General features: G+C 71.5%; 25 protein-coding genes and 2 pseudogenes. 14 read left to right on the top strand and 13 right to left on the bottom strand.

Annotated features, from left to right (window positions below):
* Positions 1-141: 141 nt before the first annotated feature.
* The 6 genes and pseudogenes from ACIBW6_RS27245 to ACIBW6_RS27270 form a co-directional block, all read left to right on the top strand.
* Positions 142-1,161, top strand: a pseudogene (locus ACIBW6_RS27245) (phosphatidylglycerol lysyltransferase domain-containing protein); the annotation flags it as partial.
* A 344-nt stretch (positions 1,162-1,505) separates the two neighbouring features.
* On the top strand, positions 1,506-2,369 hold the full coding sequence (gene folP / locus ACIBW6_RS27250) for a dihydropteroate synthase (protein WP_399064059.1): 864 nt from the start codon (positions 1,506-1,508) through the stop codon (positions 2,367-2,369).
* Positions 2,366-2,923, top strand: coding sequence for a nuclear transport factor 2 family protein (locus tag ACIBW6_RS27255; protein WP_399064061.1), 558 nt, complete (start codon positions 2,366-2,368; stop codon positions 2,921-2,923). Before folP ends, ACIBW6_RS27255 begins: the two co-directional genes overlap by 4 nt.
* Positions 2,924-3,134: 211 nt before the next feature.
* Entirely contained in the window at positions 3,135-3,494 is a 360-nt protein-coding gene (gene folB, locus ACIBW6_RS27260; RefSeq protein WP_324770727.1) for a dihydroneopterin aldolase, read from the top strand.
* Positions 3,491-4,090, top strand: a complete 600-nt coding sequence (gene folK / locus ACIBW6_RS27265; protein ID WP_399064063.1) for a 2-amino-4-hydroxy-6-hydroxymethyldihydropteridine diphosphokinase — start codon at positions 3,491-3,493, stop codon at positions 4,088-4,090. The genes folB and folK overlap by 4 nt, the downstream gene beginning before the upstream one ends.
* A gap of 52 nt (positions 4,091-4,142) precedes the next feature.
* Complete coding sequence (locus tag ACIBW6_RS27270) at positions 4,143-4,625, top strand: DUF3180 domain-containing protein (RefSeq protein WP_399064065.1); 483 nt, start codon at positions 4,143-4,145, stop codon at positions 4,623-4,625.
* 3 nt (positions 4,626-4,628) lie between these two features.
* Here ACIBW6_RS27270 and folE read toward each other — a convergent pair whose 3' ends face one another.
* From folE to dacB, 6 genes are all read right to left on the bottom strand, one after another.
* Complete coding sequence (gene folE / locus ACIBW6_RS27275) at positions 4,629-5,234, bottom strand: GTP cyclohydrolase I FolE (RefSeq protein WP_399064067.1); 606 nt, start codon at positions 5,232-5,234, stop codon at positions 4,629-4,631.
* Between the two features lie 110 nt (positions 5,235-5,344).
* Complete coding sequence (gene ftsH, locus ACIBW6_RS27280) at positions 5,345-7,360, bottom strand: ATP-dependent zinc metalloprotease FtsH (protein WP_399064069.1); 2,016 nt, start codon at positions 7,358-7,360, stop codon at positions 5,345-5,347.
* 194 nt (positions 7,361-7,554) lie between these two features.
* On the bottom strand, positions 7,555-8,094 hold the full coding sequence (gene hpt, locus ACIBW6_RS27285; RefSeq protein WP_399064071.1) for a hypoxanthine phosphoribosyltransferase: 540 nt from the start codon (positions 8,092-8,094) through the stop codon (positions 7,555-7,557).
* A 75-nt stretch (positions 8,095-8,169) separates the two neighbouring features.
* Positions 8,170-9,177, bottom strand: coding sequence for a tRNA lysidine(34) synthetase TilS (tilS, locus tag ACIBW6_RS27290; protein ID WP_399064073.1), 1,008 nt, complete (start codon positions 9,175-9,177; stop codon positions 8,170-8,172).
* 199 nt (positions 9,178-9,376) lie between these two features.
* Complete coding sequence (locus tag ACIBW6_RS27295) at positions 9,377-10,519, bottom strand: zinc-dependent metalloprotease (RefSeq protein ID WP_399064075.1); 1,143 nt, start codon at positions 10,517-10,519, stop codon at positions 9,377-9,379.
* 97 nt (positions 10,520-10,616) lie between these two features.
* The gene (gene dacB, locus ACIBW6_RS27300; RefSeq protein WP_399064077.1) at positions 10,617-12,119 is read right to left on the bottom strand and encodes a D-alanyl-D-alanine carboxypeptidase/D-alanyl-D-alanine-endopeptidase; all 1,503 of its coding nucleotides are present in this window, start codon (positions 12,117-12,119) and stop codon (positions 10,617-10,619) included.
* Positions 12,120-12,205: 86 nt separating this feature from the next.
* Between dacB and ACIBW6_RS27305 the strand changes: the two genes are divergently transcribed.
* Entirely contained in the window at positions 12,206-12,697 is a 492-nt protein-coding gene (locus ACIBW6_RS27305; RefSeq protein ID WP_164303342.1) for an inorganic diphosphatase, read from the top strand.
* Positions 12,698-12,858: 161 nt separating this feature from the next.
* Positions 12,859-14,523, top strand: a complete 1,665-nt coding sequence (locus ACIBW6_RS27310; RefSeq protein WP_399064079.1) for a threonine/serine exporter ThrE family protein — start codon at positions 12,859-12,861, stop codon at positions 14,521-14,523.
* 74 nt (positions 14,524-14,597) lie between these two features.
* On the opposite strand, the pseudogene ACIBW6_RS27315 reads toward ACIBW6_RS27310, so the two are convergent.
* Together ACIBW6_RS27315 and ACIBW6_RS27320 are read right to left on the bottom strand one after the other, a co-directional pair.
* Positions 14,598-15,269: pseudogene (locus tag ACIBW6_RS27315) on the bottom strand (DedA family protein); the annotation flags it as partial.
* 186 nt (positions 15,270-15,455) lie between these two features.
* Positions 15,456-16,217 carry a MerR family transcriptional regulator gene (locus tag ACIBW6_RS27320; RefSeq protein ID WP_399064081.1) on the bottom strand — a complete coding sequence of 254 codons (762 nt, stop codon included), beginning with the start codon at positions 16,215-16,217 and terminating at the stop codon, positions 15,456-15,458.
* A gap of 133 nt (positions 16,218-16,350) precedes the next feature.
* On the opposite strand from ACIBW6_RS27320, the gene ACIBW6_RS27325 reads away from it, so the two are divergent.
* Both ACIBW6_RS27325 and ACIBW6_RS27330 read left to right on the top strand, forming a co-directional pair.
* Positions 16,351-17,649, top strand: coding sequence for an ion channel protein (locus ACIBW6_RS27325; protein ID WP_399064083.1), 1,299 nt, complete (start codon positions 16,351-16,353; stop codon positions 17,647-17,649).
* A gap of 41 nt (positions 17,650-17,690) precedes the next feature.
* Positions 17,691-19,112 carry a glutamate decarboxylase gene (locus ACIBW6_RS27330; RefSeq protein WP_399064085.1) on the top strand — a complete coding sequence of 474 codons (1,422 nt, stop codon included), beginning with the start codon at positions 17,691-17,693 and terminating at the stop codon, positions 19,110-19,112.
* A gap of 172 nt (positions 19,113-19,284) precedes the next feature.
* On the opposite strand, the gene ACIBW6_RS27335 is transcribed toward ACIBW6_RS27330, so the two are convergent.
* Together ACIBW6_RS27335 and ACIBW6_RS27340 are read right to left on the bottom strand one after the other, a co-directional pair.
* Complete coding sequence (locus tag ACIBW6_RS27335) at positions 19,285-19,914, bottom strand: PadR family transcriptional regulator (protein ID WP_399064086.1); 630 nt, start codon at positions 19,912-19,914, stop codon at positions 19,285-19,287.
* Positions 19,915-19,931: 17 nt separating this feature from the next.
* Entirely contained in the window at positions 19,932-20,468 is a 537-nt protein-coding gene (locus ACIBW6_RS27340) for a DinB family protein (protein ID WP_399064088.1), read from the bottom strand.
* A gap of 333 nt (positions 20,469-20,801) precedes the next feature.
* On the opposite strand from ACIBW6_RS27340, the gene ACIBW6_RS27345 reads away from it, so the two are divergent.
* On the top strand, positions 20,802-21,044 hold the full coding sequence (locus tag ACIBW6_RS27345) for a DUF397 domain-containing protein (RefSeq protein WP_399064090.1): 243 nt from the start codon (positions 20,802-20,804) through the stop codon (positions 21,042-21,044).
* Positions 21,045-21,125: 81 nt separating this feature from the next.
* Here the strand turns inward: ACIBW6_RS27345 and ACIBW6_RS27350 are convergent, their stop codons facing one another.
* On the bottom strand, positions 21,126-21,617 hold the full coding sequence (locus tag ACIBW6_RS27350) for an ATP-binding protein (protein WP_399064092.1): 492 nt from the start codon (positions 21,615-21,617) through the stop codon (positions 21,126-21,128).
* Positions 21,618-21,872: 255 nt separating this feature from the next.
* Between ACIBW6_RS27350 and ACIBW6_RS27355 the strand changes: the two genes are divergently transcribed.
* Together ACIBW6_RS27355 and ACIBW6_RS27360 are read left to right on the top strand one after the other, a co-directional pair.
* Positions 21,873-22,739 carry a helix-turn-helix domain-containing protein gene (locus tag ACIBW6_RS27355; RefSeq protein WP_399064094.1) on the top strand — a complete coding sequence of 289 codons (867 nt, stop codon included), beginning with the start codon at positions 21,873-21,875 and terminating at the stop codon, positions 22,737-22,739.
* Positions 22,740-22,838: 99 nt separating this feature from the next.
* The gene (locus tag ACIBW6_RS27360; protein WP_399064096.1) at positions 22,839-24,332 is read left to right on the top strand and encodes an aldehyde dehydrogenase family protein; all 1,494 of its coding nucleotides are present in this window, start codon (positions 22,839-22,841) and stop codon (positions 24,330-24,332) included.
* A 47-nt stretch (positions 24,333-24,379) separates the two neighbouring features.
* Here the strand turns inward: ACIBW6_RS27360 and ACIBW6_RS27365 are convergent, their stop codons facing one another.
* Complete coding sequence (locus ACIBW6_RS27365; RefSeq protein WP_399064097.1) at positions 24,380-24,628, bottom strand: type B 50S ribosomal protein L31; 249 nt, start codon at positions 24,626-24,628, stop codon at positions 24,380-24,382.
* A gap of 2 nt (positions 24,629-24,630) precedes the next feature.
* Complete coding sequence (rpmG, locus tag ACIBW6_RS27370; protein WP_399064099.1) at positions 24,631-24,795, bottom strand: 50S ribosomal protein L33; 165 nt, start codon at positions 24,793-24,795, stop codon at positions 24,631-24,633.
* Between the two features lie 153 nt (positions 24,796-24,948).
* Here rpmG and ACIBW6_RS27375 point away from each other — a divergent pair, with 153 nt between their 5' ends.
* The gene (locus tag ACIBW6_RS27375) at positions 24,949-25,470 is read left to right on the top strand and encodes a hypothetical protein (protein ID WP_399064101.1); all 522 of its coding nucleotides are present in this window, start codon (positions 24,949-24,951) and stop codon (positions 25,468-25,470) included.
* Positions 25,471-25,585: the final 115 nt, after the last annotated feature.

Here is a 25,585-nt window from a genome sequence, read left to right on the forward strand (position 1 = left end):
GGACGTCCGCGCAACCGGCCGCGGTCCGGAGTGAACCCCCGCCCGCCGCGACCCGTCCTAAAGGACGCACGTCGCGGATGCCGCGTTTGGCCCCCGCGTTCACGTTTCTTGCGGAACCACGGGAATGCGATGTTCGTCAGGATGGATGCGGAGGGCCAGGGCCCGTGCGGGGCCCCGCGGCGGGCATGGCGCGGCCCCCGCCCGGAGGCCGTGCCGCACCTGATCGCCGGAGCGTGTGTCCTGGCCGGGCTGCTGGACGTCGCCGCCGGCGTCCTGCCGCCGCCCCGGCACGGCGGCCTGCCGCACCTCGCCCAGCGGCTCCCCAGCGCACTCGGGCCGTACGCGGCGGCGCTCACCCTCGCCAGCGGTGTCCTGGTGCTGCTGCTCACGCGAGGCCTGGTCCACCGCGAGCGGCGGGCCCGCCGGGCGGCCCTGGTGCTGCTGCCGCTCGGCGCCTGCGCACAGTTCGCGTACCGGCCCTCGGTCGTGGGCGTCGCCGTCCCACTGCTGCTCCTGTGGCCGCTCGCCGCGCACCGCGGCCTTTTCGACGCCCCGCCCGACCCACACGGACGCAGACCCGCGCCGGCCAACTTCGTCCTGATGGGCGCCGGTTCGATCCTGCTGGGCCTCGCCGTGGTCAGCGCCCACCCGGACCAGCTCGTCGGCGACCCGAGCCTCGCCGAGCGGCTGGAGCACGTCCTGTACGGCCTGTTCGGCGGGGCCGGGCCGCTCGACTACACGGGACGGGCGGCGAGCACCGTCACGTTCTCGCTCCGCGCGCTGAGCCTGGTCACCGCCCTGACCACGGTCTGCCTCGCCTGCCGCCCCGGGCGCCCGGCCGCGCGCCTGCGCGAGGACGACGCGGCACGCCTGCGTGCCCTCCTGGAGCAGCACGGCGACCACACCGCCTCCAGGCGCGTCGCCCGGTGGCGCACCCACAGGGTGGTGCTCTCCCCCAGCGGCAAGGCGGCCGTCCGCTACCGCGTCGTCTCCGGGGTGATGCTCGCCGCCGGCGACCCGGTCGGCGACAAGGAGGCCTGGCCCGGCGCCATCGAGCGCTTCATGGACGAGGCCCGCGCCCACGCGTGGACCCCGGCCGTCATGGGCTGCTCGGCGTCGGGCGCCGAAGCCTGGACCCGCGAGACCGGCCTGACCGTCCTCCCACCCACCCGCCCCCTCCGCCTCACCCGCGCCGCGCCGCGCCGCCCGATACGACCGGGGACCTCCGGCCCGGGCCCCGCGGACACCGGCCCGGGCTCCAGCTGAGCGGGGCGGGGCCGCACACGGACCGGCCGGGACCGGGCCGCACCCGAGCCGAGCCGGGCCCCGCCCGAACGCCGCCCCCACCGGGCACGGGCCCCGCCCGAACGCCGCCCCCACCACCTGGCACGAGCCCCGTCCGAACGCCGCCCCCACCGGGCACGGGCCCCGTCCGAACGCCGCCCGCGCCCGCCGCCCCCACCGCCGGGCACGCCCACCCCCGCACCGGCTCTAGGCTGGAAGCCATGAGCACGTCCCAGGGCCACCGCGGCCACGTAGCCCACCTCCCCGCCTGGGACCGCTGCGCGGTCATGGGCGTCGTCAATGTGACGCCCGACTCCTTCTCCGACGGAGGCCGCTGGTTCGACACCACCGCCGCGGTCAAGCACGGCCTCGACCTGGTCGCCCAGGGCGCCGACCTGGTGGACGTCGGCGGCGAGTCCACCCGCCCCGGCGCCACCCGCGTCGACGAGGACGAGGAGCTCAAGCGCGTCATCCCCGTCGTGCGCGGCCTCGCCGCCGAAGGCGTCACCGTCTCCGTCGACACGATGCGGGCCTCCGTCGCCGAGCGCTCCCTCGCCGCGGGCGCCCGCCTCGTCAACGACGTCAGCGGCGGCCTCGCCGACCCGGCGATGGTCCCGGTGGTCGCCGCCGCGGGCGCGCCCTTCGTGGTGATGCACTGGCGCGGCTTCCTGCAGGGCGCGACCGTCCGCGGCACGTACGACGACGTGGTCCGCGAGGTCGTGAGCGAACTGCACGCGCGCGTGGCGGCCATCATCGAGGGCGGCGTCGCCCCCGACCACATCGTCGTCGACCCGGGCCTCGGCTTCTCCAAGGACCCCGCGCACGACCTCGCCCTCCTCGCCCACCTCGGCGAGCTGCGCGCCCTCGGCCACCCGATCCTGGTCGCCGCCTCCCGCAAGCGGTTCCTCGGCCACGTCCTGGCCGGCGAGGAGGGCGCCCCGCCGCCCGCGCGCGAGCGCGACGCCGCCACCGCCGCCGTCTCCGCGCTCGCCGCGCACGCCGGCGCCTGGGCGGTCCGCGTCCACGAGGTGCGGGCCACCGCCGACGCGGTCCGGGTCGCGCGCGCCGTCGAGGGAGCCCGGTGACCGTCGCCGATACGCAGGCCGTCGAGGACGCCAACCGCGCCTACTACGAGGCCGTGGAGCGCGGCGACTTCGAGGAGCTGACCTCCCTGTGGCTGGCGCCCGAGGACGTCTCCTACGCGGAGGACGCGGACCCCGACGACGCCGACCCCACGGACATCAGCTGCGTCCACCCCGGCTGGCCCGCGCTGGCCGGACGCGGCGAGGTGCTGCGCTCGTACGCGCTGATCATGGCGAACACGGAGTACATCCAGTTCTTTCTGACCGACGTGCGGATCAGCGTCGTCGCCGACACCGCCCTGGTGACCTGCACCGAGAACATCCTGAGCGGCGGCCCCGCCCCGGCGGACGGCGACGAGCTCGGCCCGCTCGTCGGCCAGCTCGTCGTCGCCACGAACGTCTTCCGGCGCACCCGTGACGGCTGGAAGCTCTGGTCGCACCACGCCTCGCCGGTACTGGCCGACGCCGACGACGCGTCCGGCTCCGCGGGCGAGGACGGCATCACCGGGCTCCCCGGCGACCCGGACAACCCCGGGGACGGCGGTCCACTCGCCTGAGTGGTAACCGCCCCCGAGGGGGCTGGAAATCTCTCCGTCCTGGTTGGTTCCCCGGCTGCCGGGGTATGGGCGGCTACCAGCCGGGGGCCGCTCTGTCCATAGCCCCCGCGGGCGAGCGTTGTCAGTGCTCGCAGGTAGATTCGAGCGAGGCCGACCGGTCGACCGCACATCGACGGACCGGCCTCTACCGACGACTGCAGGAGTGATTCGCGTGGATCGTGTCGCGCTGCGCGGCCTCAAGGCCCGCGGGCACCATGGCGTCTTTCCCAAGGAACGCGAGGAAGGCCAGACCTTCATCGTGGACCTGGTACTCGGCCTTGACACCCGGGCGGCGGCGGCCGACGACGACCTGGCGAAGACCGTGCACTACGGCATCGTGGCGGAGGAGGTCGTGGCCGTCGTCGAAGGCGAGCCGGTCGACCTCATCGAGACGCTCTCCGAGCGCATCGCCCAGACGTGCCTGAAGCACGAAGGGGTCCTGGAGGTCGAGGTCTGCGTCCACAAGCCGGACGCCCCGATCACCGTGCCCTTCGACGACGTGACCGTCACGATCACCCGGAGCCGAGTATGAACCAGACTCAGTTCGACCCGACCGTCCAGCCGGTGCCGACCTCCGTGGTGGAGCAGGTGGACGCCGCCGACAGCACCCTGTCGAACCCCCGGCGCGCGGTGCTCTCCCTCGGCGCGAACCTGGGGAACCGCCTGGAGACCCTCCAGGGAGCCGTCGACGCCCTGGAGGACACCCCCGGCGTCCGCGTCAAAGCCGTCTCCCCGGTCTACGAGACCGAGCCGTGGGGCGTCGAGCCCGGCAGCCAGCCCGCGTACTTCAACGCGGTGGTGGTCCTGAAGACGACGCTGCCGCCGGCCTCGCTCCTGGAGCGCGCCCACGCGGTCGAGGAGGCGTTCCACCGCGTGCGGGACGAGCACTGGGGCCCGCGCACCATCGACGTCGATATCGTCGCCTACGCCGAGGTCGTCTCGGACGACCCGACGCTCACGCTGCCGCACCCGCGGGCCCACGAGCGTGCCTTCGTCCTGGCGCCCTGGCACGACGTGGAGCCGGACGCCCAGCTGCCCGGCCGCGGCCCGGTCGCCGAGCTGCTCACCGCCGTGACCCGGGACGGCGTGAGCCCGCGCGCGGACCTGGAACTTCGACTGCCCGAGTAATCGTTAAGGTCTAGCGGGCAGACCGAAGACACACGAGGGGCGACCTACGGGGATGAAGCAACTGCGCATCAGGACTCTGGCCGGCCTGTTCCTGGCCGCCGGGGTGCTGTCCTGGGCCGGCGCCCGGCTGTGGGACTCGGTCGGCACCCTGCCGCGGGTCCCCCCGGCCGCGCCCATCGTGCTGGCGGTGATCGCCGCAGTGCTGCTCGCGACCGCCCTGTCCCTGCGCTCCCGGCTCCGCGCCCAGCGCGAGCGCCGTCCCGGGGCCAAGGGGGTCGACCCGATGATGGCCGCGCGAGCGCTCGTCTTCGGCCAGGCCAGCGCCCTGGTCGCGGCGCTGGTGGCGGGCATGTACGGCGGGGCGGGCGCGTTCCTGCTGGAGTCCCTGGAGATCCCGGCCCGGCGTGATCAGGCGATCTACGCCGGGTTCTCGGTCCTCGCGGGCATCGCGGTGATAGCGGCGGCCCTCTTCATGGAGCGAGTCTGCAAGCTCCCCGAAGACGACGACACAGAGGGCACGGCCCCGGCCGCCTGACCCTCACCGCCCGATGATCAGACTCATCGCCTCGGCCCGGGTCGCCGGGTCCCGCAGCTGCCCCCGCACGGCCGACGTGATGGTCTTGGCCCCAGGCTTGCGCACCCCGCGCATCGTCATGCACATGTGCTCGCACTCCACGACGACGATGACGCCGCGCGGCTCCAGGATCTCCATCAGGGAGTCCGCGATCTGCGTCGTCAGGCGCTCCTGCACCTGCGGACGGCGGGCGTAGACATCCGCGAGGCGGGCGAGCTTGGAAAGGCCAGTGATCTTGCCGTCGGCCGACGGGATGTAGCCGACGTGGGCCACCCCGACGAACGGCACGAGATGATGTTCGCAGGACGAAGTGATCTCGATGTCCTTCACGAGCACCATCTCGTCGTGCCCCAGGTCGAACGTCGTCGTCAGGACATCCTCGGCCTTCTGCCACAGCCCCGCGAATATCTCCTTGTAGGCGCGCGCGACCCGGGCCGGCGTCTCCCGCAGGCCCTCGCGGTCCGGGTCCTCGCCGACCGCGATGAGCAGCTCGCGCACGGCGTTCTCGGCCCGCTTCTCGTCGAACTCGCCGATCGTGCCCTCGCCGTCCAGCGTCACCGGGTCGGTCATTGTGGTGCCTCTTCCTCGTATGTACCGGCACGGCACCGCAAAAGGCCGCGCCCCCCACACCGTAAAGCGTGGGGGGCGCGGCCTGCATTCCGGGCCCGGTGAGGGTTCGGTCAGCTCTCGGGGCGCTCTTCCTTCACCGTGTCCACCGGGGTGGTGGTCTCGATGGCGGGCGTCGAACCGTTCGCCCCGTTCGTCAGTGACAGCTCCTTGGGGGAGAGCACCGGCGGGCGGGTCGAGGGGGTGCGGCGCGAGGAGCCGGTCCACGCGGGGCGGGCCGGGCGCTTCACGATCGGAGCGAAGATCTCGGCGATCTGCTCCTTGTTCAGCGTCTCCTTCTCGAGCAGCGCGAGGACGAGGTTGTCGAGGACGTCGCGGTTCTCGACCAGGATCTCCCAGGCCTCGTTGTGCGCGGTCTCGATGAGCTTCTTGACCTCTTCGTCGACGAGCGCGGCGACCTCTTCCGAGTAGTCGCGCTGGTGACCCATCTCACGGCCCAGGAAGGGCTCGCTGTTGTCACCGCCGAACTTGATCGCGCCGAGCCGCTCGGTCATGCCGTACTGCGTGACCATCGCGCGGGCCGTACCGGTGGCCTTCTCGATGTCGTTCGCGGCGCCCGTGGTCGGGTCGTGGAAGACGAGCTCCTCGGCCGCGCGGCCGCCCAGCATGTAGGCGAGCTGGTCGAGCATCTCGTTGCGCGTGGTCGAGTACTTGTCCTCGTCCGGCAGCACCATCGTGTAGCCGAGGGCACGGCCTCTGGAGAGGATCGTGATCTTGTGCACCGGGTCGGAGTTCGGTGAGGCCGCCGCGACCAGGGCGTGTCCGCCCTCGTGGTACGCGGTGATCTTCTTCTCCTTGTCCGACATGATCCGGGTCCGCTTCTGCGGTCCCGCGACCACCCGGTCGATCGCCTCGTCGAGCGACAGGTTGTCGATCAGCTTCTTGTCCGAGCGGGCCGTGAGCAGCGCGGCCTCGTTCAGCACGTTCGACAGATCGGCACCCGTGAAGCCCGGGGTGCGGCGCGCGACGGCCGACAGGTCGACGTCGGGCGCGACCGGCTTGCCCTTCTGGTGCACCTTGAGGATCTCCAGGCGGCCCTGCATGTCCGGGCGGTCGACCGCGATCTGCCGGTCGAAGCGGCCGGGACGCAGCAGCGCGGGGTCGAGGATGTCCGGCCGGTTCGTGGCGGCGATGAGGATCACGCCGCCCTTCACGTCGAAGCCGTCCATCTCGACGAGCAGCTGGTTGAGCGTCTGCTCGCGCTCGTCGTGACCGCCGCCGAGGCCGGCGCCGCGGTGGCGGCCGACCGCGTCGATCTCGTCGACGAAGACGATCGCCGGAGCGTTCGCCTTGGCCTGCTCGAAGAGGTCGCGGACCCGGGAGGCGCCGACACCGACGAACATCTCGACGAAGTCGGAGCCGGAGATCGAGTAGAACGGGACCCCGGCCTCACCGGCGACGGCGCGCGCGAGGAGCGTCTTGCCGGTACCGGGCGGGCCGTAGAGGAGCACGCCCTTGGGGATCTTGGCGCCGACGGCCTGGAACTTGGCTGGCTCCTGGAGGAACTCCTTGATCTCGTGGAGCTCCTCGACCGCCTCGTCCGAGCCCGCCACGTCGGCGAAGGTCGTCTTGGGGGTGTCCTTGGTGATGAGCTTGGCCTTGGACTTCCCGAACTGCATGACGCGGGAGCCGCCGCCCTGCATCTGATTCATCAGGAACAGGAAGACGACCACGATGAGGACGAAGGGCAGCAGCGTCAGCAGGATGCCCACGAAGGGGTTCTGCTTCGACGGGGAGACGGTGTACCCGTCGGGGATCTGCTTGTCCTCGAACTTGGCCTGCAGGTCCTTGGCCACCGCGACGCCCTGGTCGCCGATGTAACTGGCCTGGATCTTGCTCGAGCCGTCGACCTTCTGGCCGTCCTTCAGCTCGGCCTTGATGGTGTTGTCGTCACCGGTGGTCAGCTTGGCCGACTGCACCTTGTTGTCGTTGATGGCCTGAATGACCTGGCCGGTGTCCACCGTCTTGTAGCCGCCGGACGAACCGACGACCTGCATCAACACGACCACGGCAAGGACGGCCAGCACGATCCACATGACCGGCCCACGGAAGTATCGCTTCACGTCCATCCATACGGAGCGATGACGCCCCGTCCCTCCTGCCATAGTGAGTTTGATAAGGCTGTTTGAAGCTGTTTGAAGAACTGTTCTTCGGACGGTACCCCAGCATTGTCACCCGACGCCGCAGGGGAGGACCGGCAAACGGCCCTTCGCTTCTCCAACGGCGGGGGCCCCGCGAGGGTTCCCGGCCGCCTGACGCGGGCTCAGCCGCCGTAGACGTGCGGTGCGAGCGTGCCGACGAAGGGCAGGTTGCGGTACTTCTCGGCGTAGTCCAGGCCGTACCCGACCACGAACTCGTTCGGGATGTCGAAGCCGACCCACTTCACGTCGATGGAGACCTTCGCCGCCTCCGGCTTGCGCAGCAGCGTGCACACCTCCAGGGAGGCGGGCTCGCGCGAGCCGAGGTTCGTGAGCAGCCACGAGAGCGTCAGCCCGGAGTCGATGATGTCCTCGACGATCAGGACGTGCCGGCCCTTGATGTCGGTGTCGAGGTCCTTGAGGATCCGCACGACGCCGGACGACTGGGTGCCCGCGCCGTACGAGGAGACCGCCATCCAGTCCATCGTGACGGGGGTGGCCAGGGCACGCGCCAGGTCCGCCATGACCATGACGGCGCCCTTGAGCACTCCGACGATCAGCAGGTCCTTGCCCGCGTACTCCGCGTCGACCTTCGCGGCCAGCTCCGCCAGCTTCGCGTCGATCTCTTCCTTGGTGATGAGCACCGACTGAAGGTCGGTGCCCATGTCTTTCGCGTCCACCCGCATCACTTTCGGTCGTCCCACCGGCCACTCGGAGCCCACCGAAGTCGTGGTCTTCCGTCAGCCTTGCCGGATGACCAGTCTGCCACCCTGCCGCTGGGCGACGACTTTGCCCGGGAGGTTGATCTCTCCCTGGCCCCGCCAGCCCGTGATCAGGCGGTCGACCTCTTCGATGTGCCGGGCGAAGAGCGCACCGGCCGGGGCGCCCGCCTCGATCGCGGCGCGGCGCAGGATGCGGCGGCGCACGGCGGGCGGCAGCGCGTAGAGCTTGGCGCATTCGAGGAGGCCGGCGGTGTCGCGGACGGAGTCGGCGGCCTGCTGGGCCCAGCCGTCGAGGGCGTCGGCGTCGTCCCGGGAGAGCTGGGCCGTCCGGGCGAGGGCCTCGACGACGCCTTTGCCGAGCGCCTTCTCCAGGGCGGGCAGCCCCTCGTGGCGGAGCCGGGAGCGGGTGTAGGCCGGATCGGTGTTGTGCGGGTCGTCCCAGACGGGCAGGTGCTGGACGAGGCAGGCCTTGCGCGCGGTCTGCCGGTCGAGCTGGAGGAAGGGGCGCCGGTAGCGGCCGCCCGTCCCGGAGACGGCGGCCATGCCGGACAGGGAGCGGATGCCGGAGCCGCGGGCGAGGCCGAGCAGGACGGTCTCGGCCTGGTCGTCGCGGGTGTGGCCGAGCAGGACGGCGGCGGCGCCGTGGCGCTCCGCGGCGGCGTCGAGGGCGGCGTACCGGGCGTCGCGGGCGGCGGCTTCGGGGCCGCCCGCGCGGCCGACGGACACGGCGACGGACTCGGCGGGGGCGAGGCCGAGGGCGGTCAGGCGCAGGGCGACGTCCTCGGCGCGGCTGTCGGAGCCGGGCTGCAGACCGTGGTCGACGGTGATGCCACCGGCGCGGATGCCGAGCTTGGGCGCTTCGAAGGCGAGGGCCGAGGCGAGCGCCATGGAGTCGGCGCCGCCCGAGCAGGCGACCAGCACGAGGGGCTGCTGGGCGGAGGAGGGCTGGGGGTGTGCGCTGAGGATGTCGTGGAGGACGCGGCGGACCGCCAGGCGTATCGCCGCGACCGCAGGATGGGGACCCATGTCCGGTTCCCTTCATTCCGTTGTCTAGGGGGTGGGCGCCAGAAACTGCACCGGCTGGAACGCTCAACGGTGATCCGGCGACTTCGGTCACGCAGAGTGTGTCGATGGTGACAGAGACGAGCGATTCCCCGAGCATCGCACGCCCACCCACGGGCCACGGTCCCTCGGATGGGTGATCCTGAGCAATTCCGGGCGTGGTCTACGGAGCGTCGTGGGACCCGTCTGCCTTGTTGTGCACCCGTGCGACCCACTCCGCCGGTTTGGCGATCTCCGCCTTGGTGGGAAGGGTGTTGGGCGAGGTCCAGACGCGGTTGAAGCCGTCCATGCCGACCTCGTCGACGACGGCACGGACGAACCGCTCGCCGTCGCGGTACTGGCGCAGCTTGGCGTCGAGGCCCAGGAGCTTGCGCAGCGCCATGTCGAGCCGGGAGGCGCCCTTCTGGCGGCGCTGCTGGAACTTCTCGCGGATCTCCTCCACCGAGGGCACGACCGCGGGGCCGACGCCGTCCATCACGTAGTCCGCGTGCCCTTCGAGCAGGGACATCACGGCGGTGAGGCGGGCGAGGATCTCGCGCTGGGCCGGGGACTGGACGAGCTCGACCAGGGAGCGGCCGCCGTCGTCCTCCTCGCCCTCGGGGCGGCCGCCGGCCAGGGACTGGGCGGCCTCCCTGATGCGCTCCAGGAACGTCGAGGGGTCGACGTCGGTCTCGGCGAGGAACGACTGGATCTCGCTCTCCAGGTGGTCGCGGAGCCAGGGCACCGCGGTGAACTGGGTGCGGTGCGTCTCCTCGTGGAGGCAGACCCAGAGCCGGAAGTCGTGCGGGTCCACCTCCAGTTCGCGCTCGACGTGCACGATGTTGGGCGCCACGAGCAGCAGCCGCCCTCCGCTCGGTGCGGCCGGCAGGTCGCGGGAGGCGGGGGCGAAGGTCTCGTACTGGCCGAGGACGCGGGAGGACATGAACGACAGGAGCATGCCCAGCTCGACGCCGGTGACCTTGCCGCCGACCGCGCCGAGCACGGCGCCGCCGGGGCCCGAGCGGCGCTCCTGCATCTTGTCGAGGAGCGGCTTGAGGATCTCGCGGAAGCCCTCGACGTTGGCCTTCACCCAGCCGGGCCGGTCCACGACGAGGACGGGGGTGTCGTGCACGTCCTCGGTGGCCATGCGCGTGTACGCGCGCACGTGCTCCTCGGACTCCTTGGCGTACCGGCGCAGCTCGGCGACGATGGCGCGCGCCTCGTCGCGGCTGACCTCCGGTCCTGGTCGTACGAATCGGGTCGCGGTGGTCACCGCGAGGTTCCAGTCGACCATCCCTGAAGAAGCAGCACCGCCGATGCTCGTCATGCGTCAACGGTACGTGACCCCTTCCGTACACGGAGGAGGTTGGACCCCGGGGGCGGCCCCCAGTTCGACCCGGGCGCCCCCTAGGGGTCGTCCGGGCTCAGTGGCATCCGCAGTCGGCGACCGTGGAGGCGAGGCGGTCCAGGCCCGCCTGGGCCGACTGGGGGCCGGGGGCGTTCTGGGTCATGAACGCGAAGACGAGGAGCCTGCCGTCGGCGTCGACGACCGTGCCCGCGAGGGTGTTGACCCCGGTGAGGGTGCCGGTCTTGGCGCGGACCAGGCCGATCCCGGAGGCGTCGGCGGCGTCCTCGTAGCGGCTGCTGAGGGTGCCGGTGAAGCCGGCGACGGGCAGGCCGGTCAGGACGGAGCGCAGGCCGGGGCGGCCGGGTTCGGCGGCCGTGGCGAGGAGCTTGGTGAGCAGGTCGGCGGAGATCTTGTCGGTGCGGTCGAGGCCGCTGCCGTCGGCGAAGCGGGTTCCGGTGAGCGGCAGCCGCAGGGTGGCGAGCTGTTTCCTGACGGCCCGGCCCGCGCCGTCGAAGTCGTGGCTCTCGTCGGCGGCGACGGCGGTCTGCCGGGCGAGGGCCTCGGCGATGTCGTTGTCGCTGTGCGTCAGCATGCGCTCGACCAGGGCGGAGAGCGGGGGCGAGGCGACCTTCGCGACGGCCTCGGCGTCGCCGGGCGCCTTGCCGGGGGCGGGGGCGCCGCCCTTGGTGCGGATGCCGCGCTCGTCCAGGAGGTCGGCGAACGTCCGCGCCGCCGCCGCGGCGGGGTCCACCGCACGCGTGGCGGGGCCGCTGTCGGAACCGTCGGTGCGGCCCTCGTCCACCATGAGGGCGGTGACCTGGGCGAGGTTCTCGTTGGGGCCGATCGGGTGGGTGGCGGGCCCGGAGTAGAGCGAGGTGTCGTAGCCGAGGGTCACTTCGGTGTGGCCGCTCTTCTTCAGGGAGGCGGCCGTCTTGTCGGCGAGGGTGCGCAGGCTGGCGGCGCCGTAAGGATTCTTCTGACGCGCCGTCAGGGTGGGGTCGCCGCCGCCGACCAGGACGAGTCGTCCGGCGTCCGCGTCCAGGGCCGTACGGGTGGCGATGCGGTGGTCGGGGCCCGCCGCCGTCAGGGCCGCGACGGCCGTGGCCAGCTTGATGGTGGACGCCGGGGTGAGGGCGTCGCCCGCGGACCTGCCGTACAGCTGCTTCCCGGTGACCGCGTCGACCACCGCGGCCGTGCGGTGCGTGCCCAGTGCCGGGTCCTTCAGCAGCGGGTCCAGCACGGCGGCCAGGGCGCCGCGGGTCGGGCCCGGCACCGAGGCGCCGGGCGCGGCCAGGACCGCGGCGGCGCTCGGCGCGGCCTGCGGCGCCCCGGGCCGCGTCCCGGGGGCGCCACCGTGATCTGCGCCACCCCCGGCGTCCCGGACGGCCGCCCGGCGCGCCTCGGCCGTACGCTGACCCGAAGCGTCCCAGGGGCCGGTCGTGGCCACCACGACGGCCGCGAGGGCAAGGCCCACCGCCGTCGCGGCGACCGTGACGTGCTTGGTCCCGCTCCTCGCAACCGATGTGGCAGCGGTCTTCGCCACGCTCGTCAAGAGCTGCGAAGCCTTCAGCTCCGGCACCGCGGACCAGCCCCTTTCGCGATCACACACCTGCGTGAGGGACACTTAACCACCAGTCGTATGTGTTGATCATGGAGGAGCCACCGGTGGAGTTCGACGTCACGATCGAGATTCCGAAGGGATCGCGGAACAAGTACGAGGTCGACCACGAGTCCGGTCGCATCCGTCTGGACCGTCGTCTGTTCACCTCGACCGCCTACCCGACGGACTACGGCTTCGTCGAGAACACCCTCGGCGAGGACGGCGACCCGCTGGACGCCCTGGTCATCCTGGACGAGCCGACCTTCCCGGGCTGCCTCATCAAGTGCCGCGCGATCGGCATGTTCCGCATGACGGACGAGGCCGGCGGCGACGACAAGCTGCTGTGCGTCCCGGCGACCGACCCGCGGATGGAGCACCTGCGCGACATCCACCACGTCTCGGAGTTCGACCGCCTGGAGATCCAGCACTTCTTCGAGGTCTACAAGGACCTGGAGCCCGGCAAGTCCGTCGAGGGCGCCGACTGGGTGGGCCGCACCGAGGCCGAGGCCGAGATCGAGCGCTCGTACAAGCGTGCGCAGGACCAGGGCGGTCACTGACCGGACCGGCCACGGACGGGCCGCACGACCCCAGCCGGGGTCGTGCGGCCCGTTTGCGTATTCGTGCGCATACTGAGGCGTACGGGAGGCAGACGTCTACGTAGACGTGTGTAGACGTACGTAGACGCGCGAAAGCAAGGAACCACAGAGGTGCCGAACAGGTGACGGAGCGCGAGTCGCAGGCCCCGGAGGACCGCAAGCCGCAGTCCGACGAGGCCCGCAGTCAGTTCACGCAGCCCATCGGGGTGGTGTCGGCGGCTCCGGTGATGGAGGAGGACTCCTCGGTCACCTCGGAGTTCGCCCTGCCCGACGGGCTGAACGTGCAGGCACCCGAGGCGGTCGACACCGAGGGGTCCGCGTTCACCCCGCCCAGGACCTACAGCTCCCGGCAGTCCCCGGCGGCGTTCACTCCCGCGCACGGCATCCCCATGGTCAAGCTGACCAAGGAGGCGCCCTGGCAGGACCGGATGCGCACGATGCTGCGGATGCCGGTCGCCGAGCGGCCCGCGCCCGAACCGGCGCAGAAGCAGGACGACGCCGGGCCCGCCGTGCCCCGCGTGCTCGACCTGACGCTGCGTATCGGGGAGCTGCTGCTGGCCGGCGGCGAGGGCGCCGAGGACGTGGAAGCGGCGATGTTCGCCGTCTGCCGCTCCTACGGGCTCGACCGGTGCGAGCCGACGGTCACGTTCACGCTGCTGTCGATCACCTTCCAGCCGTCCCTGGTCGACGACCCGGTGACCGCCTCGCGCACCGTGCGCCGCCGCGGCACCGACTACAACCGGCTCGCCGCGGTGTTCCGGCTCGTCGACGACATCAGCGACGAGGACGACGAGGTCGACATCACGCTGGAGGAGGCGTACCGGCGGCTCGCGGAGATCCGGCGCAACCGGCACCCCTACCCCGGCTGGGCGCTCACCGGGGCCAACGGGCTGCTGGCCGGCTCCGCCTCGATCCTCGTCGGCGGTGATCTGCTGGTGTTCGTCGCCGCGGCCGTCGGCGCGATGCTCGGCGACCGGCTCGCGTGGCTCTGCGCGGGGCGCGGCTTCCCGGAGTTCTACCAGTTCACGGTGGCCGCGATGCCGCCCGCGGCGATCGGCCTGGTGCTCACCCTCGCCCATGTGGACGTGAAGGCGTCCGCGGTGATCACCGGTGGGCTCTTCGCGCTGCTGCCGGGGCGGGCGCTCGTCGCCGGTGTGCAGGACGGCCTGACCGGCTTCTACATCACGGCCTCGGCGCGGCTGCTGGAAGTCATGTACTTCTTCGTCGGCATCGTCATCGGCGTGCTGATCATGCTGTACGTCGGCGTGCAGCTGAACGCGCAGCTCAACCCGGAGGCGGCGCTGAAGCCCGTCGAACGGCCGCTGTGGCAGATCGCCGCGTCGATGGCGCTGTCACTGGCGTTCGCCGTGCTGTTGCAGCAGGAGCGCTCGACCGTCCTCGCGGTGACCCTCAACGGCGGGGTGGCCTGGGTCGTCTACGGGGCGATGCACGACGCGGGCGGGATCTCGCCGGTCGCCTCCACGGCCGCGGCGGCCGGGCTCGTCGGCCTGTTCGGCCAGCTCTTCTCGCGGTACCGGTTCGCGTCGGCGCTGCCCTACGTCACGGCCGCCATCGGGCCGCTGCTCCCCGGTTCGGCGACGTACTTCGGGCTGCTCGCCATCGCCCACAACGACGTGAACCAGGGGCTCGTCTCGCTGTCCAAGGCGGCGGCCCTCGCCATGGCCATCGCGATCGGGGTGAACCTGGGAGGCGAGATCTCCCGGCTGTTCATCCGCTCCCCCGGGGCGGCGAACCGCCGCGCGGCCAAGCGCACACGCGGCTTCTAGGGCGGTTCTTCCCGCCATCGTGCCCGGGCCCGCCGTGCCCCGCCCTACCGCTTGGCGTGCCGGCCGCGCTGGGACGGGGCCTGGCCCGGGTCCGCGGCCGTACCCGGCCCGCCCTGGGCCGCCGCCTTCTTGGACTTGCCGCGCGCCCGCAGGAACTCGATGGCGATGGGCACCACCGAGACCAGGACGATCAGGATCAGGATCGCCTCGATGTTCTTGTGGACGAACTCGATGTTGCCCAGCCAGGAGCCGAGCAGCGTCACGCCGGCGCCCCACAGCACCCCGCCGATCACGTTGAACGTGAGGAACGAGCGGTACTTCATGCCGGAGACGCCGGCGATGATCGGCGTGAACGTGCGCACGATCGGCACGAAGCGGGCCAGGACCAGCGACTTGGGGCCGTGCTTCTCGAAGAACTCGTGCGCCTTCTGCACGTTCTCCTGCTTGAAGAGCTTGGAGTCCGGGCGCCGGAACAGCGAGGGCCCGACCTTCTTGCCGAAGACGTACCCCGCCTGGTCGCCGAGGATCGCGGCGAGGCAGATCAGTCCGACGGCCCCCCACAGCGGGAAGTCCATGGTGCCGGCGGTGATCAGCAGGCCCGTGGTGAACAGCAGCGAGTCACCGGGCAGGAAGAAGCCGATCAGCAGGCCCGACTCCGCGAACACGATCAGGAGCAGACCCCAGATGCCGAACGTGTTCAGCAAGTAGTCCGGGTCCAGCCAGCTTGGTCCGAGAGCAAGCGTCATCACGGGTCCGGGCTCCTGAGGGCTTGGGAAAAGGAACAGAACGAGAGCAGCCAAGGCAATGGCGATGCAAAGTTATCAACGCCGCTCGCCGCTGCCAGGTTCCAGTGGCCCTCTCAGGATGCACTGTGCGTCAACTGTGGCAAACCTGTCGGTATGTACGGGCACGCGCGCGTGCCCGTACCCGCCTCAGCCGGTGTGCCGTGCCGCGTTCGCGTGGATCGCGTCCCGCAGGTGCTGGGCGACTCCCTCGCCGATGGCCTCGTAGTAGGCGGTGAAGCGCTCGTCGGCCACATACATGTCGCCGAAACAGACGTGCAGCTCATAGGGGCATTCGTGGAACCACCGTCCGATGTGCGCGCGGTGCTCCTCGGCGAGGTCCATGGCCCGCTCGCCCGCCGCGTCCTCCCCGGCGGCGACGAGGGCCGCGTAGCGCGCGGTCCAATCGTCGACCTCGGCCTGGAGGCGCTTCCAGTCCTCCTTGGTGTAGGCCGCGGTGCGCCGCTGCGTCTCGGCGTACGCCTCCGTGCCGCCCCAGCGCTGTTCGGCCTCCTCGGCGTACTGCTCGGGGTCCTTGTCCCCGAAGACCTCGAACCGCTCCTCGGGGGTGAGCTGGATTCCCATCTTCTGTGCCTCCATCGCGTGTTCGACGGCGTCCGCCATCTCCTGAAGCCTGCGGATACGGGCGCGCAGTTCCCGGTGCCGGCGCCGCAGGTGCGTGCGCGGGTCGGTGGCCGGGTCGTCGAGCAGGGCGCGCACCTCCTCCAGCGGGAAGCCGAGCTCCCGGTAGAAGAGGACCTGCTGGAGCCGGTCGAGGTCCTCGTCGGTGTAGCGGCGGTGGCCGGTCGGGCCGCGCCCGCCCGGCACGAGCAGGCCGATCTCGTCGTAGTGGTGCAGGGTGCGCACCGTGACGCCGGCGAGCCGGGCCACGTGTCCCACCGCGTAGCTCATCCGCCGCTCTCCCTCCGTCGTCGCGTTCCCGCGGTCCGTACGTGCGCCAGCCTGGCTCCTCACGTCACGTGAGGTGCAAGCCCGGCCGCAGGCTCCGGGTGTTATGCGCTGAATGTCCGCTTAAGGTGTCGCCGTGAGCAATGAAGCCGCCGTCGCGCCGCCCCCGGCCGCCCCGCCCGCCGTCTCCGCTCGCACCCTGCTGCCCCTCGTCGCGCCCGCCCTCGTGGTGGGCGTCGGGTGCAGTCTGCTGTTCCTCGCGGTCAGCGAGGCCGCCGAGCGGCTCCAGGACGTGCTCTGGAGCGCACTGCCCGACGCGCTCGGCGTCAGCGGCTACGGCGCCCTGTGGATGATCGTGATGCTCACCGCCACCGGCGTGCTGGTCGGCCTGGTGGTGTGGAAGGCGCCGGGGCACGCCGGCCCCGATCCGGCCACGCTCGGCCTGGGCGGCGAGGAGCCGGTGGCGCCGTACGTGCTGCCGGGTCTCGTCGTGGCGGCCGCCCTGATGCTCGCGGGCGGCCCCAGCCTCGGGCCGGAGAACCCGATCATCGCCACCAACGTCGCGCTGGCGTTCTGGCTCGGCCGCAAGGCCGCACCGGGGGCGCCCGGCGCGCTGTGGGTCTCGCTGGCCTCGGCCGCCACGCTCGGCGCCCTGTTCGGTACCCCGGTCGCCGCCGCGCTCGTCGTCTCCGAGGCGCTGGCCGGCAAGCCGATGCCGATCAGGGGCTCGCTCTGGGACAACCTCTTCGCGCCGCTGCTGGCCGCCGCGGCGGGCGCCCTGACGACGACGCTGATCGCCTCGCCCTCCTTCGACCTGGGCCTGCCGCCCTTCGGCCGCCCCGGCTGGGGCGATCTGCTGGCCGCGCTCGTGGTGTCCTGCGCGGCCGCCGTGCTCGGCATGCTCGCCGTGTACGCCTTCCCCTACGCCCACCGGGTGTTCGCGCGGCTGGGGCACCCGATGCTGGCGCTGCCGCTCGGCGGGCTCGTGCTCGGCCTGCTGGGCGCGCTCGGCGGGCATCTGACGCTGTTCAAGGGGCTGCACGAGGTGGGCGAGCTGGCCGCCGACCCGCAGGGCTGGTCGGCCGGGCAGTTCGCGGTGATGACCGTGGTGAAGCTGGCCGCGCTGCTGATCGCCGCCGCGTGCGGGTTCCGGGGCGGGCGGATCTTCCCGGCCGTCTTCGTCGGGGCCGCGTTCGGACTGTGCGCGCACGCCCTCGTACCGGCGGTGAACGTGTCGGTCGCCGTCGCCGCGGGCGTCCTCGGCCTCCTGCTCGCGATCACCCGGCAGGGCTGGATCAGCCTCTTCACCGCCGCCGTCCTCGTCGCCTCGCCCGCGATCCTCGCCCTGATGTGCGTCGCGTCCCTGCCCGCCTGGCTCCTGGTGACGGGCCGCCCGCAGATGCAGCTGACGCAGGACGGCACGTCCGTGCGCTGACCGACCCGCCACGCCCCTTTTGGAACTCAGGAGTTGACGCCATGCCCCCGCTGCACCAGAGCCCGTCCGAGGAGCCCGGCGAAGAGCGCCCGCTCTCCGTGAACCCCTTCTACGGGGAGGCCGACCCGACCGCGGGCATGGCCGACGCGCCGCCCAAGCACCGGCTGCCGGACAAGCCGCTCCCGCCCGCGACCGCGTACCAGCTCGTCCACGACGAACTGATGCTGGACGGCAACGCACGGCTGAATCTGGCCACTTTCGTCACGACGTGGATGGAGCCGCAGGCCGGTGTCCTGCTCGCGGAGTGCCGCGACAAGAACATGATCGACAAGGACGAGTACCCGCGCACCGCCGAGCTGGAGAAGCGGTGCGTGGCGATGCTCGCCGACCTGTGGAACGCGCCCGACCCGGCCGCCGCCGTGGGCTGCTCCACGACCGGGTCGAGCGAGGCGTGCATGCTCGCCGGCATGGCGCTCAAGCGGCGCTGGGCCCGGCGCAACGCGGACCGCTACCCCTCCCGTGAGGCCCGCCCCAACCTCGTCATGGGCGTGAACGTGCAGGTGTGCTGGGAGAAGTTCTGCAACTTCTGGGAGGTGGAGGCCCGGCAGGTGCCCATGGAGGGCGACCGCTTCCACCTCGACCCGGCGGCCGCCGCCGAGCTGTGCGACGAGAACACCATCGGCGTCGTCGGGGTCCTCGGCTCCACGTTCGACGGCTCCTACGAGCCCATCGCGGAGCTGTGCGCCGCGCTCGACTCCCTGCAGGAGCGGACCGGGCTCGACATCCCCGTGCATGTGGACGGGGCCTCGGGCGCGATGGTCGCCCCCTTCCTCGACCCCGACCTGGTCTGGGACTTCCGGCTGCCGCGCGTGGCGTCCATCAACACCTCCGGCCACAAGTACGGCCTGGTCTACCCGGGCGTCGGCTGGGCCCTGTGGCGCACGGCCGAGGCGCTCCCCGAGGAGCTGGTCTTCCGCGTCAACTACCTGGGCGGGGACATGCCGACGTTCGCGCTCAACTTCTCGCGGCCCGGCGCCCAGGTCGTCGCCCAGTACTACACGTTCCTGCGCCTGGGCCGCGAGGGCTTCCGGGCGGTGCAGCAGGCCACCCGCGACGTCGCCCGCGGGCTCGCCGAACGCATCGAGGCGCTCGGCGACTTCCGGCTGGTCACCCGCGGCGACGAGCTGCCGGTCTTTGCCTTCACCACCGCGCCGGACGTGACGGCGTACGACGTGTTCGACGTCTCGCGGCGGCTGCGCGAGCGCGGCTGGCTGGTCCCGGCCTACACCTTCCCCGCGCACCGCGAGGACCTGGCGGTGCTGCGGGTGGTGTGCCGCAACGGGTTCTCGGCGGACCTCGCGCAACTCCTGCTCGACGACCTGACCCTGCTCCTGCCGGAGCTGCGCCGGCAGGAGCGGCCGTTCACCCGGGACAAGTCCGCGGCCACCGGGTTCCACCACTAGGGCGTGTTTTGAAAGTCCCGTCGTCCGCCCGAAGGGCGGGCCCCGCGGCGTCCGGTGCGTGCGATCGCAAGGCGCCGGAGCGTCCTAATAGCGGAGCTATTCGGGCGCTTCGGCAACGCCGCGAGCGTGCGTGCCGGGCGTCGCGGGGCAGGCGGGACTTTCAAAACACGCCCTAGGGCCTTCGGTCGGGGCTCGCGTACGGGTTCTCCTGCCCGTCCGCCAGGACGCCGACGAACGGCTCGCCCTCGCCCGCGAAGGTGTACGCGCCGCTCTCGATGCGGCCGATCAGGGCGCGGGTCCACGCCGCGCCCGAATCGGCGGAGTGCACCCAGTAGTTCATGATCTCGCCGATGTGGCCCAGCTGTCCGGGGCCGCCCTCGGGCGTGTAGTGCCCGGTGACCGAGGCGCGCCACTCCTCGATCCGGCGCACCCGCTCGGTCAGCAGGGACACGGCCTCCGCGCGCGGCAGGTCGACCATGAAGCCGAGCGCGGCGGTGAGGATGTCGGGCCGCTGGTCGTAGGCGGTCAGCGACGCGCGGAGCAGGGCGAGGTAGGCCTCGGTGCCCTGCTCCGTCACTTCGTACTCGGTGCGCGGCGGGCCGCCCGCGGTGGACGGGGCGGTCTCGTGCGCGACCAGCAGTCCCTGCTTCGCCATCTGCTTGAGCGCGTGGTAGATCGAGCCCGGCTTGGCGTTCGACCACTCGTGGGCGCCCCAGTACTCCAGGTCGGCGCGCACCTGGTAGCCGTGGGCGCGGCCGTGCTGGCGGACGGCCCCGAGGACCAGGAGGCGGATCGCTGACATACGGCCAGCGTAGGACCTCAGTTCTGTGCGAGGGCCACCAGCTCGAAGGCCGTCCTGCCGTCCAGCGACTCCCGGATGACGTCGGCGTGGCCGGCGTGCCGGGCGGTCTCGCGGATCAGGTGCAGGCCGAGCCAGCGCACCGACACCGCGGGGCACCCGTTGAACCAGGGCTGGTCCGGCAGCGGGAAGGTGTCGTCCAGGCTGGGCACCGCGCGGAAGAACTCCTCGGTGCGGCGCGCGACGTCCTCGTAGCGCGCCAGGACGTCCTTGACCGTCTCGTCGCCGACCAGGCGGAAGCTGTCGCCCCACGTCTCGGCGGTGCGCTCGACGTCGGGGGCGACCTGGAGGGCCCGCGCGATCCAGCCCTGCTCGACTTCGGCCACATGCTTGAGGAGGCCCGCGAGGGAGAGTTCGGAGGCGCTGGGCTTCGACGAGGCCTGCTCGTCGGTGAGTCCGAGCAGCGCCCGGCGCACGCCGCCGCGCTGTTCGGCGATGAAGGCGAGCAGCGCGCCGCGCTCGTCGCCGGGTGCCTCGGGGTTCACGTGCATGACCATGACGGCCGCCTCTCGTCCGGGATGTCGCTGGATGTCGCTGGATGTCCGTGGCTAGTCGCCGGCGCCTTCCGCTCCGGCATTCGCTCCGACACAGAGAAAGGTATGCGCCATGTAGGTCAGATCCTGTCCGCTTTCCCGGCGACATGAGTGTCAGGATCCGGGGCAGGCGTCAGATGTTCTGTAACCACGAGACCACCCCCCGTGCACGTGCATCTGCCCATGCATCGGCATATGAACGCGGCTATGCTCCTGGTCAGTCGAGAAAGTTGATCTCCGCTTTCACCTCTGCCTCAGGGCCAGTTCACAGTTTCAGCATCAGCGGGGGAGCGAACCGTGCATCACGCGTACAACGGCATGGCGGCCACGGAGCTGCACGGAGTGGTCTGGCAGAAGAGCCGGCACAGCAACTCCCAGGGCTCCTGCGTGGAGTTGGCGAAGCTGCCCGGCGGCAAGGTGGCCATGCGCAACTCGAACTTCCCGGAGGGGCCGGCGCTCGTCTACACGCCCGCCGAGATCGAGGCGCTGCTGCTCGGCGTGAAGGACGGCGAGTTCGATCACCTGATAGCGGGCGCCTGATCCCCTTCCGGACAATCTCGACGCGCGTAGACACCGGACCCGCTCCGGCCTACCCGTCCGTACGTCGAGACGGCCCCACGTTCACAGCCTGAACAGGGCCCAGACCACCTTGCCGCTGAGCGTGCCGGCCAGCGGGTGCCAGCCCCAGCTGTCGCTGAAGGACTCGACGAGGAAGAGGCCGCGCCCGGACTCCGCCGCGAAGTCCTCCCCCGCGTCCCCGGCCACCGGCGACTCGAAGCTGGGGTCGCGCACCGCGCAGACCGCCCGCGACGCCCATCGCATCAGGTGCAGCCGCACCGGCGGCTCCTGGCCGGGCGGGGTCTGCGCCGGGAGCCCGTGCCGCAGGGCGTTGGTGACCAGCTCGGAGACGACCAGGCAGATGTCGTCGAAGCGCTCGGGGACGTCCCAGTCGGCGAGCGTGCGGCGGGTGAACTGCCGCGCGCTGCGCACCGCTTCGTACCGGGCGGGCAGGGCGCAGGAGGCGGCGCTGGAGACGGCCGAGGGGTCGAGCGGAGGCAGCCCCTGCCTCAACGCGTCGAAGGGCTCGAGCATGGCCGATCTGTTCGTCCCCATGCGAGGCACTCCCCAGATTCGCAGTACGTAGCGAGCGGTGGCGTGGCCATCGTTCCGAATGCGTACATCGGATGCAAGGGCAGATGCACGTGCACGCGCCGGACTTGAGCCCTCCCGTACCGCTTCTCCCGCATTTCTTCCTACGACTTCTTGCGCAGGGCTTTCGTGATCTCTCCATTTCTGTAACCGAACGAGTACGGGGGGGAGCGTTTTAATGGCAGACTTCGGCCCTTGAACCGATGGGGAGGCAGTGACGTGACCGCTGGGGACGCGAGCGGCTCGGTGGTGCGGCGCATTCTGCTGGGCTCGCAACTGCGGCGCCTGCGGGAATCGCGCGGCATCACCCGGGAGGCCGCCGGCTACTCGATCCGGGCCTCCGAATCCAAGATCAGCCGCTTGGAGTTGGGACGGGTGAGCTTCAAGGCGAGGGACGTCGAGGACCTGCTCACCCTGTACGGGGTGAGCGACGAGACCGAGCGCGAGGCGCTGCTCTCCCTGGTGAAGGCGGCCAACGTCGCGGGCTGGTGGCACAGTTACTCCGACGTCCTGCCCGGCTGGTTCCAGACATACATCGGGCTCGAAGGCGCCGCGTCGCTGATCCGCGGCTACGAGGCGCAGTTCGTGCACGGCCTGCTGCAGACCGAGGCGTACGCGCACGCGGTCGTCGAGCGGGGCATGCGCGGCGCTCCCCGGGAGGACATCGACCGGCGGGTGGCCCTGCGCCTGGAGCGGCAGAAGGTGCTGGTCTCGGAGCGGGCGCCGCAGGTGCGCCTCGTGCTCGACGAGGCCGCGCTGCGCCGGGTGCACGGCGGGCCCGCGGTGATGCGGGGCCAGCTGGAGCACCTCGTCGAGATGGCCCAGCTGCCGCATCTGACCGTGCAGGTCATGCCGTTCAGCCACGGCTGGCACGCGGGCGAGTCCGGCACCTTCACCCTGCTGACCTTCCCCGAGTCCGACCTCTCGGACCTCGTCTTCCTCGAACAGCTCACCAGCGCCCTGTACCTGGATAAGGCCGAGGACGTGGCCCAGTACGAGCGGGCCATGGCCCAGCTGCAGGAGGAGTGCCCCTCACCGGACGAGAGCCTCGCGCTGCTGCGTCGGATCGCGACCGAATTCGATTGAACCGGATGCCAGTTGAGGCCGTAACCGTCGCAACTGATCGGTAACAACCGTACGATGACGTGTCATCAGGTGTCCGGCGCTGCAGCAAGGATCTCCCTCATGACGACGCGACCGTCCCAGCCGTCCCAGTCCGCCCAGGACTACTTCACGGAACTGGACCGCCAGTACATCGACGGCGTCTGGCGTCAGGGGCGCGGCGCGTGGGACGTCATCGACTTCAACCCGTACAGCGGGGACAAGCTCGCCTCCATCACCGCCGCCTCGGTCGAGGAGATCGACGAGGCGTACCGGGCGGCCGAGCGGGCGCAGAAGGAGTGGGCGACGACCAACGCCTACACGCGCCGGCTCGTCTTCGAGCGCGCCCTGCACCTGGTCGAGGAGCGCGAGGAGTCGATAGCCGAGGCGATCATCGACGAGCTCGGCGGCACCCGGGTCAAGGCCGGGTTCGAGCTCCACCTCGCCAAGGAGTTCCTGCGCGAGGCCGTCCAGCTGGCGCTGCGCCCGCAGGGCCGGGTCATCCCCTCGCCGGTGGACGGCAAGGAGAACCGCCTCTACCGGGTCCCGGTGGGCGTGGTGGGGGTCATCTCGCCGTTCAACTTCCCGTTCCTGCTGTCCCTGAAGTCGGTGGCGCCCGCCCTGGCGCTCGGCAACGGCGTCGTGCTCAAGCCGCACCAGAACACCCCGGTCGTCGGCGGCTCACTGGTCGCGAAGATCTTCGAGGACGCGGGGCTGCCGCCGGGCCTGCTGAACGTGGTCATCACGGACATCGCCGAGATCGGCGACGCGCTGCTGACCCACCCCGTGCCGAAGGTCATCTCCTTCACCGGCTCGGACAAGGTCGGCCAGCACGTCGCGACGGTGTGTGCCGCGCAGTTCAAGCACGCGGTCCTGGAGCTCGGCGGCAACAGCGCGCTGACCGTCCTGGACGACGCCGACGTCGACTACGCGGTCGACGCGGCCGTCTTCAGCCGCTACGTCCACCAGGGCCAGGTCTGCATGGCCGCGAACCGCATCCTCGTGGACCGCAAGGTCGAGCGGGAGTTCACGGAGAAGTTCGTCGCGAAGGTCGCCACGCTCAAGGCGGGCGACCCGCGCGACCCGGCGACGGTCATCGGCCCGGTCATCAACTCCACGCAGGCGGACGCGGTGACGGGCGTGGTGGACCAGGCCGTCCGGGAGGGCGCGACGGTGCTGCTCCGCGGCGACGTGGACGGAAACCTGGTGGAGCCGGTCGTCCTGACCGGGCTGCCCGCCGACTCCCCCGTGCTGCGTCAGGAGATCTTCGGCCCGGTCGCCCTCCTCATCCCCTTCGACGGGGACGAGGAGGCGGTCCGGATCGCGAACGACACCCCCTACGGACTGAGCGGCGCCGTGCACACCGGGGACATCGAGCGGGGCGTGGCCTTCGCGCACCGGATCGACACCGGGATGATCCACGTCAACGACGGCACCGTGCACGATGAGCCGCTCGTCGCGTTCGGCGGCGAGAAGCGCTCGGGCCTCGGCCGCCTGAACGGCGAGGCCACCGTCGAGTCCTTCACGACGCAGAAGTGGATCTCGGTGCAGCACGGGCGCAGCCGCTTCCCGTTCTGACATCTGACCTACGAGTTCTCACATCTGACCTACGAGGCCTACGAGGCCTATGAGGAAGCCCCGTAGCGGCGCTCGAAGCGCTCCACGCGGCCCGCGGTGTCCAGGACGCGCTGGTTACCTGTGTAGAAGGGGTGGCTGGCGTCGGAGATCTCGACGTCGACGACGGGGTACGTCCGGCCGTCCTGCCACGTGATCGTCCGCTCGCTCGTCATGGTCGAGCGGGTGAGGAACGCGTGGCCGGCGGCGCGGTCCCGGAAGACGACCGGTGCGTAGGCGGGGTGGATGGCGTTGTTCATGGTCAGCGCTCCTCTCGGAAGTCGACGTGCCGGCCGGCGACGGGGTCGTACTTGCGCAGGGTCACCCGGTCGGGGTCGTTGCGGCGGTTCTTGCGGGTCACGTACGTGTAGCCGGTCCCCGCGGTGGACCTGAGCTTGATCGCTGGGCGGAGTTCGTTGCGTGCCATGCGGCTCAGTATATGAAAATGGCTCCCATTTTCAATAAGGCCTCGATGCTCCGGACGGTGAGATGCGTCACTCCCACGGCTGTCCGTAACGGCTGGTAACTTCGGCCGCGACAGCAGTGACATAGAGCGACAGCAGAGACCGAGGGGGATGGTGTGCGCATCAGGAATCGTGTGGTCGTGGGCGTCGCGGCGGTCGTGGCGGCGCTGGCCGTGACCGGCTGCAGCGGTGACGACGGCGGTGGCAGCGGTGGCGGCGGTGGCGGCGGTGGCGGCAAGGAGGAGTCGTCGCCGGCGTCCGGCGGGGCCTCGTCCGGTTCGGACGGCTCCGGCCCGGCCGGCTCCGCGGGCTCGGCGAAGGACAGCGAGGGCATCTGGAGCGCCACCACCGGCGGGCAGGCCGTCGTCCTCGTCGTCGGCGGTACGCAGGCGTCGCTGAGCACGGGCGACGGGCACCTGTGCACCGGGACCGTGACGGACGCGGCGAAGCCGGCGCTCGACCTCAAGTGCGCGGACGGCAACACCGACCGCACCGTCGGGGCAATCGAGTCCAACGACGGCAAGACGATGAAGGTGTCCTGGAAGGCGGGGACCGCCGACACCTTCACGAAGTCGGCGGACGGCAAGTTGCCCACGGGGCTGCCGACGGGCCTGCCCAGCGGGGAGCCGACTGGCTGACCGGCTGACGGCTCACCGGCTGACGGCTGACGGCTGACGGCTGACGGCTGACGGCTGACGGCTGACGGCTGACGGCTGACGGCTGACGGCTGACGGCTGACGGCTGACGGCTACG

The sequence above is a fragment of the Streptomyces sp. NPDC049813 genome (assembly GCF_044465085.1).
Lineage (GTDB): Bacteria > Actinomycetota > Actinomycetes > Streptomycetales > Streptomycetaceae > Streptomyces.

Coding starts and splice junctions, on each gene's coding strand:
- ftsH (WP_399064069.1), bottom strand. CDS start 7,360: ATGGACGTGAAGCGATACTTCCGTGGGCCGGTCATGTGGATCGTGCTG.
- ACIBW6_RS27330 (WP_399064085.1), top strand. CDS start 17,691: ATGCCCCCGCTGCACCAGAGCCCGTCCGAGGAGCCCGGCGAAGAGCGC.
- tilS (WP_399064073.1), bottom strand. CDS start 9,177: ATGGGTCCCCATCCTGCGGTCGCGGCGATACGCCTGGCGGTCCGCCGC.
- folE (WP_399064067.1), bottom strand. CDS start 5,234: ATGACCGACCCGGTGACGCTGGACGGCGAGGGCACGATCGGCGAGTTC.
- hpt (WP_399064071.1), bottom strand. CDS start 8,094: ATGGGCACCGACCTTCAGTCGGTGCTCATCACCAAGGAAGAGATCGAC.
- ACIBW6_RS27270 (WP_399064065.1), top strand. CDS start 4,143: ATGAAGCAACTGCGCATCAGGACTCTGGCCGGCCTGTTCCTGGCCGCC.
- ACIBW6_RS27320 (WP_399064081.1), bottom strand. CDS start 16,217: ATGAGCTACGCGGTGGGACACGTGGCCCGGCTCGCCGGCGTCACGGTG.
- rpmG (WP_399064099.1), bottom strand. CDS start 24,795: ATGGCACGCAACGAACTCCGCCCAGCGATCAAGCTCAGGTCCACCGCG.
- ACIBW6_RS27335 (WP_399064086.1), bottom strand. CDS start 19,914: ATGTCAGCGATCCGCCTCCTGGTCCTCGGGGCCGTCCGCCAGCACGGC.
- ACIBW6_RS27350 (WP_399064092.1), bottom strand. CDS start 21,617: ATGGGGACGAACAGATCGGCCATGCTCGAGCCCTTCGACGCGTTGAGG.
- folP (WP_399064059.1), top strand. CDS start 1,506: ATGAGCACGTCCCAGGGCCACCGCGGCCACGTAGCCCACCTCCCCGCC.
- ACIBW6_RS27295 (WP_399064075.1), bottom strand. CDS start 10,519: ATGACGAGCATCGGCGGTGCTGCTTCTTCAGGGATGGTCGACTGGAAC.
- folK (WP_399064063.1), top strand. CDS start 3,491: ATGAACCAGACTCAGTTCGACCCGACCGTCCAGCCGGTGCCGACCTCC.
- ACIBW6_RS27365 (WP_399064097.1), bottom strand. CDS start 24,628: ATGAACAACGCCATCCACCCCGCCTACGCACCGGTCGTCTTCCGGGAC.
- ACIBW6_RS27360 (WP_399064096.1), top strand. CDS start 22,839: ATGACGACGCGACCGTCCCAGCCGTCCCAGTCCGCCCAGGACTACTTC.
- ACIBW6_RS27340 (WP_399064088.1), bottom strand. CDS start 20,468: ATGGTCATGCACGTGAACCCCGAGGCACCCGGCGACGAGCGCGGCGCG.